The following is a 9,142-nucleotide window of genomic DNA, read 5'->3' on the forward strand; positions in this document are numbered from 1 at the left end:
AGAGCTCTCGTCGGGGCTTCGTCGTTCGTGCCGGAGGGCCGACGCGGACCGTGACCGGCTGAGGCGCAGTGCCTGATTGCCTAGCACCTCCGCATCCAGCATCGCGGTCATGAGTCCGAGCGGAGGATCACCTTCCCTTCGACCCCGCGGGCGAGCATGCGGTGGGCTTCCGCTGCACGTTCCATCGGAAGGGTGGCGGCGATGCGGGGAGCGATGCGCTCCTCTGCGGCGAGCTCGAGCAGCAGCGTGAGGTCGGAGGCGAACCATGCGGGGTGGTCCGCGACGAATCGGGTGGAGACGTAGCCCTGGATGCCGATACCGCGCACGAAGAGACCCATGGACGTCGCCCATGCGCTCCCGAGAGCAGCGCCCGCGAGGCCCACGATGCTGCGTCGGCCGTTGCGGAGAGCGCCCGTCGCGCCGTAGACCACCAGCGTGCCGCCCGTGCGGAGCAGGGAGAGAGACCTCCGGCCCACGCGGCCACCGACACCGTCGAACGCGGCATCGACCCCATCGGACGCAGCGCGACGGACTTCCGCGCTCCAGTCCCCGGCCCGGTCCACCCCGACGAAGTCGTCACCGGAGAGCGCCGCAAGGCGCCGCGACGAACCCGTCCCGATCACCCTCAGGCCGCGCAGCCGAGCGAGCTCCACCACCGCTTGCCCCACCGCACCTGTCGCTCCGTGGACCAGAATGGTCCCACCTTCTCCCACGGACGATGCCCGAGTGAGCATCTGCCAGGCTGTGATGTAGGTCAGCACGAGAGCCGAAGCCGTCTCATCTGTGACCGAGTCGGGGACGATGACCACGTACCGGTCGCTGACGAGAGCGCGGGTCGTGTATCCACCGGTGCCGCCCGTCCATGCCGCTACCCGGTCGCCCGGAGAGAAGCGCGCGGTCGGGCCCGCCTCCTCCACGACGCCGACGACGTCATACCCCGGGACGGGGGAGGAGCCGGCCCCTGGGACCAGGCCCTCCCGGAGGAGAAGGTCACCATAGGCGACTCCCGCCGTGGCCACCCGGATCAGCACCTGATCCCCCTCGGGAACCGCCCGCTCGACCGTGCGCACGGCGAGCACGTCGGGGCCACCTCGCCGCGCCACGGCGATCTCCTGGGCGGAGATGATCCCTGGCATCCTGGACTCCTATCCTTGAATTCCTCAAGCAAAGCGAATTCACTTGAATTTTTCAAGTAGGAGGTCGGGGTCATGGATTGCGGAGAGACGGTCGTGCTGGCAGTGCTCGTCGACCAGGTGGCAGCACGACACCGCGAACTGGCCATGCGCGCGGCCGCGGGCGAGGGTCTGCCCGCGAATCTGGCCGAAGCCCTGTGGCTGCTCGGCGGTGCCGAGACGAGCCCGAGCATGCGGGAGCTCGCAGATCGTCTCCGGTGCGATCCCTCGAACGCCACGGTCTTGATCGGGGAGCTCGAGCGCCGCGGCCTCGTCGCCCGGGCCGCCGACGTCAGTGATCGACGGCGGCGAATCGTGACGGTCACGGAGGCGGGGGCGCGTGTCCTGGATCACATGGCCGCAGAAGTCACGGCGGCTTCACCGCTCCGGCGCCTGACCGACGAGCAGCACGCCGCCCTGATGTCGACACTCACCATCGCCAGCGCCACCGACTAGGTGCCACCGACGAGGTACCACCGACGAGGTGCCACCGGGTCGCCCTCGGCGAGCCGAAGATGCACGGCCCCTGGGGGCCAAGGGGGCGCAGGTTCAGATCCGGTCAGCCCGACGCCTGCCGACGGTTCCTCGCCAGGGGCCGGCCGCCGTCGTCTCCCGCCGCCTGCCGACCTGTGCGGCCGGCCCGTGGCAGGGAGGGGCCGACCGGACAGGCGAGGCAGGCAGGGCAAGACCAGGGTCAGGCCAGGGAAGCACCCGATATCCGCCTGTCCCCGGCGTCTGGGAGCGTTGAGGGCGTGGACGCCCTCAACGCCTTCGTGCTCGACGCCGCCGCCGGGCCCTGGGCCCTCGGCGTCCTCTTCCTGACCGCGGTGGTCGACGGCGTCCTGCCGCCCGTGCCGAGCGAGGGCGTGCTCGTGGCTCTCGCGGCCGTCTCCGCCGCGGGCGGTGGCCCACCGCTCGCTCTCCTCGTCGCCGTCGCGGGTGCCGGCGCCTGGATCGGGGACAACCTCGCCTTCCTCACCGGGCGCTGGCTCGGCCGCAGGCCTGCCGCCGGTCACCCGCGGCTCGCCGCCGCCGTCGCCCGGGCGGCGCTCGCGCTCGAGCGGCGCGGCGGCTCCGTGGTGCTCACCGCCCGGTTCGTGCCCGTGGGCCGGGTGGCCGTCAGCCTCGCCGCCGGCGCGAGCGGCCTGGCCCACCGGCGCTTCGCGGCGCTCAGCGCGCTGGCCGCGCTCGCCTGGGCCGTGGTCACGACGGCGATCGGGCTGTGGGCGGGCTCGTGGCTCGGCGACCAGCCCCTGCTGGCCGTGGTGCTCGCCATCGCCGTCGGGCTGCTGCTCGGGACGGCCGTGGACGCCGTCGTGCGCCGTGCCCGGCCGGTGCCCGCCGACGTGCTCCCGGTGCCCGGGCCGCAGGTCGAGGAGGACCCGGACGCGGGGCTGGTGGGGGCCGCGCCGCCGCCCCCTCGCGGGCCCTGAGCCCGACGACGCGGGCCGCCGCGCGACCTGCGCGCGGCGGCCCGGGAGAGGCCCGGCGGACCCTGCCGCGAGCGGCATGCCGTTGCCGTAGGATGAACGGGTTGCCCGTACGCCTGTCGAACGCTGTCGTCGTACGGAACCTGCACCCCGTGCCGCGGAAACGCTGACGCAGACGCGCGCGCACGCACCCGATCACAGTTGGAGACCATCGAAGTGAAGAGCGCCGTCGAGACCCTGGAGCCCACCAAGGTCAAGCTGACCGTCGAGGTGGACTACGACGAGCTCAAGCCGAGCATCGACCACGCCTACAAGCACATCGCGGAGCAGGTGAACATCCCCGGCTTCCGCAAGGGCAAGGTCCCCCCGCAGATCATCAACCAGCGCGTGGGCTGGGGCGCCGTCGTCGAGCACGCCGTGAACGACGCCCTCTCGGGCTTCTACGGCCAGGCCGCCTCCGAGCAGAACCTGCGCCCGCTGGGCCAGCCGTCGGTCGAGGTCACCGAGATCCCCGCCAAGGCGGGCGAGGGCCAGCTGAAGTTCGTGGCCGAGGTCGAGGTCCGCCCGGAGATCGAGCTGCCCGAGCTGAGCACGTTCGACATCGCCGTCGAGTCGACCGAGGTCACCGAGGAGGACGTCAACGAGCGCCTCGACGCCCTGCGCGAGCGCTTCGGCACCCTGGTGGGCGTGGACCGCCCGGCAGCCGAGGGCGACTACGTCGTGATCGACCTCAAGGCCGTCATCGGCGAGGAGGAGGTCGACTCCGTCTCCGGGATCTCCTACCAGATCGGCTCGGGCAACATGCTCGAGGGCCTGGACGAGGCGCTGACCGGTCTCTCGGCCGGCGAGACCACCACCTTCCGCACCCAGCTCGCCGGTGGTGAGCACGAGGGCGAGGAGGCGGAGGTCACCGTCACCGCCACGACCGTCAAGCAGCGTGACCTGCCCGAGGCGGACGACGACTTCGCCCAGCTCGCCTCCGAGTTCGACACGCTCGAGGAGCTGACGGCCGACCTGCGCGAGCAGGTCGCCTCCATCAAGAAGTCGAACCAGGCCGTCACGGCTCGCGACGTGCTCCTCGAGAAGCTGCTCGAGGCCGTCGAGGTCCCCGTTCCGTCCGGTGCCGTCGAGGCCGAGGTGCACCGCCACCTGGAGTCCGAGGGCCGCCTCGAGGACGACGAGCACCGGGCCGAGGTCACGGTGGACGCCACCAAGGCGCTCAAGAACCAGATCCTGCTCGACACCCTCGCCGAGAAGCTCGAGGTCAAGGTCGGCCAGGGCGAGCTCGTGGAGTACCTCGTCCAGGCGTCGCGCCAGTACGGCATGGAGCCGCAGCAGTTCATCCAGACGCTCGACCAGGGCGGTCAGATCCCCGCGATGGTCGGCGAGGTCGCGCGCTCGAAGGCGCTGGCCGTGGCGCTGCGCAAGATCGACGTCAAGGACGGCGAGGGCAACGTCGTCGACCTGAGCGAGTTCATCGGTTCGGACGAGGAGGACGCCGCGAGCTCGGCGCTCGAGTCGGCCGCCGCCGAGGCCGCTGAGGCCGAGGACGCTCCTGCCGAGGCGCCGGCCGCCGAGGCCGCCGCCGAGGAGAAGCCGGCCAAGAAGCCTGCTGCGAAGAAGGCTCCGGCGAAGAAGAAGGCCGCCGACGAGGCCGCTGCCGAGGAGAAGCCGGCCAAGAAGCCTGCTGCGAAGAAGGCCCCGGCGAAGAAGAAGGCTGCCGAGGAGACCACCGAGGCCTGAGCCTCCGGTCGAAGCGCGACGACGGCCGGCACCCTCCACAGGGAGGGTGCCGGCCGTCGTCGTGCACACTGGGCCGTTCCCGGACGGCCCTCCCGGACGGCCGTCCTGGGGTGGTGCCGCGGGCTCAGCCCCGTGCGGCGCTGCCGGGCGCGTGCTCGCCCGCCCGGTCGGAGACCCCCTCGGGGGCGCCGCGGCGGCGCTCACCGCCGATGACGGCGGCGACCCCGGCGCCGGCGAGCACCAGCCCGGTGAGCGTCCCGACCGTGAAGGGCTCGTCGAAGAACGCGGCCCCGGCCAGCGTCGTCGTCGGCACGACGAGGAAGAGCAGCGCGTTGAGCACGGTGACATCGACCGAGCGCAGCAGGTGCCAGTACAAGGTGTAGGCCCCGAGCATCGGCACGAGGGCCGTGAAGGTGGCGTTGGCCCAGAACGTGGGGTCCCGGGGTGGGGTGGCCGTGCCCGTCGCGACGGCGACGAGCACGAGGACGACGACGGACGCCGCGGTGTGCACGGTGAGCGCGGGCAGCGCGGGGCTGGTCACGGCCAGCCGTCGCTGCCAGAAGGTGGCAGCCACCAGGCTGGCTACGGCGACGGCCGGCAGTCCGTAGGCGGCTGCGGGGGCGTCGGAGGCGCGCAGGTCGGCGCCCACCAGGAGGGCGACGCCGCCGGACGCCGCGACGAGCCCCGCCCACTGCGCCGCGTGCACGCGCACCCCGAGCAGCGGCCCGGCCAGGGTCGCCACGACCACCGGCTGGACGGCGTCGACCAGGGAGGCGGCCCCCGTGCTGACGCCGAGGGCGATCGCGCCGTACACGGGGAGCACATACCCCACCTGGGAGAGCACGCCGATGCCCGCCTGGTGCGCGAGCTGGCGTCCCCGCGGAGGGTTGCCGAGGCCGGGTGCGGCGCGGGCGTCGCCGGGTGTGCGGGGGCGGTTGCCCCCGCAGGTCGCGACGGCGTGGCGCGCCGCCAGCAGGAGGGCCAGGACGGCGGCGGCGACGAGGAAGCGCCAGAGGGTCAGCGTGACCGCGGGGGCCTGAGCGGTGCCGACCTTCGCGGCGAGGAACCCCGAGCTCCAGCACGCGACGAAGCCGACCGCGGCGGCAGCGAGTCGCACCCGCCCGTGTATACCGACCTGTATACCCATGCTGTGAATATACAGGTCGGTATAGTTCTCGCATGGCCGACCGGACAGCTCTCACCCCCGCCGCGCGCAAGGTGCTCGACGCGGCGTCGCGCCTGTTCTACGAGCACGGCCTCCACGCGGTGGGAGTCGACACCATCGCGGCCGAGGCCGGGGTCACCAAGAAGACCATCTACGACAGGTTCGGGTCCAAGGACGCCCTCGCAGTGGCCTACCTGCGCGCCCGCGACGAGGCCTGGCGCACGCTCCTGGAGGAGACCCTGGCCGCCCGGCCGCAGCCAGGGCCCGAGCGCGTGCTGGCGCTCTTCGACGCCGCGCAGGCATGGTCCGGGCGGGGTATGGGCCGCGGCTGCGCGGCCATCAACGCGCGGGCCGAGGTGGCCGACCCGCAGCACCCCGTCGCGCTCGAGGTGGCCCGCCAGAAGGCGTGGGTCCGCGAGCGGGTCCGCGACCTGTGCGCCGAGGCTGGGCTGGCCCGGCCCGACACCCTCGCGGGAGCGCTCATGCTGCTGTACGACGGCGCGCTCGCCGAGGACGGCATGGGCACCGCTCCGGCCCCGTACGCGACGGCCCGCGCTGCCGCCCAGACGCTCCTCGGTGCGGCCGGCTCCGCCTGACGCTGCAGGCGGTGCGGGCACATGCGCCGTGAGCGAAACAGCCCCGTGCCTGGGACGTCGGCGGCAGCCGGTCACGTTAGGGTCGAGCGACACCGATCGCTAAGGAGACCGACGTGAACGACCCGCTGCGGATGGACAGCAACGGTCCCGTGGCTCGCGCTGACGGACCCAGCTTCGGACTGAACGACTCCATCTACAACCGGCTCCTCAAGGAGCGCATCATCTGGCTCGGCTCGGAGGTGCGCGACGAGAACGCCAACGCCATCTGCGCGCAGATGATGCTCCTGGCCGCCGAGGACCCGACCAAGGACATCTGGCTGTACATCAACAGCCCCGGCGGCTCGATCACGGCCGGCATGGCGATCTACGACACGATGCAGTTCATCGAGCCCGACGTCGCCACGGTGGCGATGGGCATGGCCGCCTCGATGGGGCAGTTCCTGCTCTCCTCGGGCGCCAAGGGCAAGCGCTACGCGACGCCCCACGCCCGCGTCATGATGCACCAGCCCTCGGGCGGCATCGGCGGCACGGCCACCGACGTGCGCATCAACGCGCAGCTCATCATGCACATGAAGCAGGTGCTGGCGGAGCTGACCGCGGAGCAGACCGGCAAGCCGCTGGAGCAGATCCTCAAGGACAACGACCGTGACAGCTGGTTCACGGCCTCCGAGGCGCTCGAGTACGGCTTCATCGACCACGTGGTCGAGAACGCCTCGCTCGCGGGCGGCGGCGGCATGAACACCGCGAGCTGACCGGCGAACGCAGAGCGAAGGAGAAACAGGTGAGCCACATGAGCTCGGAGTCGATCAACCCCGTGCAGTTCGCTGCCACGGCCGGCCGCCTCGCCGGCGACTTCGCCCGTCCCGGCGGGATCGGGCTGCCCCACGGCGCCCCGTCCAGCCGGTACGTGCTGCCGCAGTTCGAGGAGCGCACCGCCTACGGCTTCAAGCGCCAGGACCCGTACACCAAGCTGTTCGAGGACCGCATCATCTTCCTCGGCGTGCAGGTGGACGACGCCTCGGCCGACGACGTCATGGCGCAGCTGCTGGTCCTGGAGTCCCAGGACCCGGACCGCGACATCATGATGTACATCAACAGCCCCGGCGGCTCGTTCACCGCGATGACGGCGCTGTACGACACGATGCAGTACATCAAGCCGCAGATCCAGACGGTCTGCCTCGGCCAGGCGGCCTCCGCCGCGGCCGTGCTGCTGGCCGCCGGCCAGCAGGGCAAGCGGTACGCGCTGCCGAACGCGCGCGTGCTGATCCACCAGCCGGCCATGGAGGGCGGCGGCTACGCGCAGGCGTCGGACATCGAGATCCACGCCAACGAGCTGATCCGCATGCGCGAGTGGCTCGAGGAGACCCTCGCGCACCACTCGGGCCGCACGGTCGAGCAGGTCCGCGAGGACATCGAGCGCGACAAGATCCTCACGGCGGCGCAGGCCAAGGACTACGGACTCGTCGACCTGGTGCTGGAGTCGCGCAAGCCGCAGGCGGTCACGGCCCGCTGAGGCACGTCCCGACGGCGTGACCGGGGGAAATCTCCTGGTCACGCCGTCGGAGATGCGACGCACCGGGCAAACCGGCTGACAACGTCGCCGCGGTGGTGTGGAATGGTCGCAGTTGCATGACTCCCGCTGTAGAGAAGGAGACGCCTGGTGGCACGGATCGGTGACGGGGCTGACCTGCTCAAGTGCTCGTTCTGCGGCAAGTCGCAGAAGCAGGTCAAGAAGCTCATCGCAGGCCCAGGCGTGTACATCTGCGACGAGTGCATCGACCTGTGCAACGAGATCATCGAGGAGGAGCTCAACGAGGCGGCCGAGCTCGGGCTCACCGAGCTGCCCAAGCCGCGGGAGATCTTCGAGTTCCTCGAGCAGTACATCATCGGGCAGGACTCCGCGAAGCGGGCGCTGGCCGTGGCGGTGTACAACCACTACAAGCGCATCCAGGCCGCGGAGGCCGGGCGCACCGACGGCGAGGACGGCGTCGAGATCGCCAAGTCGAACATCCTGCTGATCGGCCCCACGGGCACCGGCAAGACGTACCTGGCGCAGACGCTCGCCAAGATGCTCAACGTCCCCTTCGCGATCGCGGACGCCACGGCCCTGACCGAGGCCGGGTACGTGGGCGAGGACGTCGAGAACATCCTCCTCAAGCTCATCCAGGCCGCTGACTTCGACGTCAAGAAGGCCGAGACGGGCATCATCTACATCGACGAGGTCGACAAGGTGGCCCGCAAGGCCGACAACCCGTCGATCACCCGTGACGTCTCGGGCGAGGGCGTGCAGCAGGCGCTCCTGAAGATCGTGGAGGGCACCACCGCGTCGGTACCCCCGCAGGGCGGGCGCAAGCACCCGCACCAGGAGTTCATCCAGATCGACACCACCAACGTGCTGTTCATCGTGGCCGGTGCCTTCGCCGGCCTCGACGACATCGTGGCCGCGCGGGCCCGCAAGCGCGGCATCGGCTTCGGGGCCCCCATGGAGACCGGTGCGGAGGAGGACCTCTTCGCCGAGGTCCGGCCCGAGGACCTGCAGAAGTACGGTCTCATCCCCGAGTTCATCGGCCGTCTGCCCGTGATCGCGTCCGTCTCGCCTCTCGACCGCGAGGCGCTCGTGCGGATCCTCACCGAGCCGCGCAACGCCCTGGTGAAGCAGTACCAGCGGATGTTCGAGATCGATGGCGTCGAGCTGGAGTTCGAGGACGACGCGGTCGAGGCCATCGCCGAGCAGGCACTCCTGCGCGGCACGGGCGCCCGTGGTCTGCGCGCCATCATGGAAGAGGTGCTGCAGCAGGTCATGTTCGACGTGCCGAGCCGAGACGACGTCGAGCGTGTGGTCATCACCCGCGCCGTGGTGCTCGAGAACGTGAACCCGACACTGGTGCCGCGCGCGAACCCCGTCCGGGGGCGCACGCCGCGCGAGAAGAGCGCCTGACCCGCTGCTCGTCCTCTCGGAGGGACGAGCCCGAGCGTGACGCTGCCGCCGTCCCTGAGCCAGGGGCGGCGGCAGCGTGCTGTGCAGGCTGTGCTGGG

The 9,142-nt window shown here is 71.4% G+C and carries 9 protein-coding genes; 7 read left to right on the forward strand and 2 right to left on the reverse strand.

Annotated elements, in window-relative coordinates:
• Window positions 1-107: 107 nt before the first annotated feature.
• Entirely contained in the window at window positions 108-1,079 is a 972-nt protein-coding gene (locus tag DNL40_RS02680) for a zinc-binding dehydrogenase (RefSeq protein ID WP_179950897.1), read from the reverse strand.
• A 129-nt stretch (window positions 1,080-1,208) separates the two neighbouring features.
• On the opposite strand from DNL40_RS02680, the gene DNL40_RS02685 reads away from it, so the two are divergent.
• The 3 genes from DNL40_RS02685 to tig all read left to right on the forward strand — a co-directional run bounded on the left by DNL40_RS02685 (window position 1,209) and on the right by tig (window position 4,345).
• A complete protein-coding gene (locus DNL40_RS02685; protein WP_111249660.1) occupies window positions 1,209-1,628 on the forward strand; it encodes a MarR family winged helix-turn-helix transcriptional regulator in 420 nt (139 codons plus the stop codon).
• Between the two features lie 296 nt (window positions 1,629-1,924).
• A complete protein-coding gene (locus DNL40_RS02690) occupies window positions 1,925-2,605 on the forward strand; it encodes a DedA family protein (RefSeq protein WP_111249661.1) in 681 nt (226 codons plus the stop codon).
• Between the two features lie 213 nt (window positions 2,606-2,818).
• On the forward strand, window positions 2,819-4,345 hold the full coding sequence (gene tig, locus DNL40_RS02695) for a trigger factor (RefSeq protein ID WP_111249662.1): 1,527 nt from the start codon (window positions 2,819-2,821) through the stop codon (window positions 4,343-4,345).
• Window positions 4,346-4,469: 124 nt separating this feature from the next.
• Here the strand turns inward: tig and DNL40_RS02700 are convergent, their stop codons facing one another.
• Entirely contained in the window at window positions 4,470-5,492 is a 1,023-nt protein-coding gene (locus DNL40_RS02700) for a DMT family transporter (RefSeq protein WP_111249663.1), read from the reverse strand.
• Between the two features lie 32 nt (window positions 5,493-5,524).
• Between DNL40_RS02700 and DNL40_RS02705 the strand changes: the two genes are divergently transcribed.
• The 4 genes from DNL40_RS02705 (at window position 5,525) to clpX (ending at window position 9,044) form a co-directional block, all read left to right on the forward strand.
• Window positions 5,525-6,106: a TetR/AcrR family transcriptional regulator gene (locus DNL40_RS02705; protein WP_111249664.1), complete on the forward strand. Its 582-nt coding sequence runs from the start codon at window positions 5,525-5,527 to the stop codon at window positions 6,104-6,106.
• Between the two features lie 131 nt (window positions 6,107-6,237).
• Window positions 6,238-6,858, forward strand: coding sequence for an ATP-dependent Clp protease proteolytic subunit (locus DNL40_RS02710; RefSeq protein ID WP_111249899.1), 621 nt, complete (start codon window positions 6,238-6,240; stop codon window positions 6,856-6,858).
• Between the two features lie 38 nt (window positions 6,859-6,896).
• On the forward strand, window positions 6,897-7,619 hold the full coding sequence (locus DNL40_RS02715) for an ATP-dependent Clp protease proteolytic subunit (RefSeq protein ID WP_111249665.1): 723 nt from the start codon (window positions 6,897-6,899) through the stop codon (window positions 7,617-7,619).
• A 147-nt stretch (window positions 7,620-7,766) separates the two neighbouring features.
• Entirely contained in the window at window positions 7,767-9,044 is a 1,278-nt protein-coding gene (gene clpX / locus DNL40_RS02720; protein ID WP_111249666.1) for an ATP-dependent Clp protease ATP-binding subunit ClpX, read from the forward strand.
• The last annotated feature ends 98 nt before the right edge of the window (window positions 9,045-9,142 follow it).

Source organism: Xylanimonas oleitrophica (assembly GCF_003244315.1).
GTDB lineage: Bacteria > Actinomycetota > Actinomycetes > Actinomycetales > Cellulomonadaceae > Xylanimonas_A > Xylanimonas_A oleitrophica.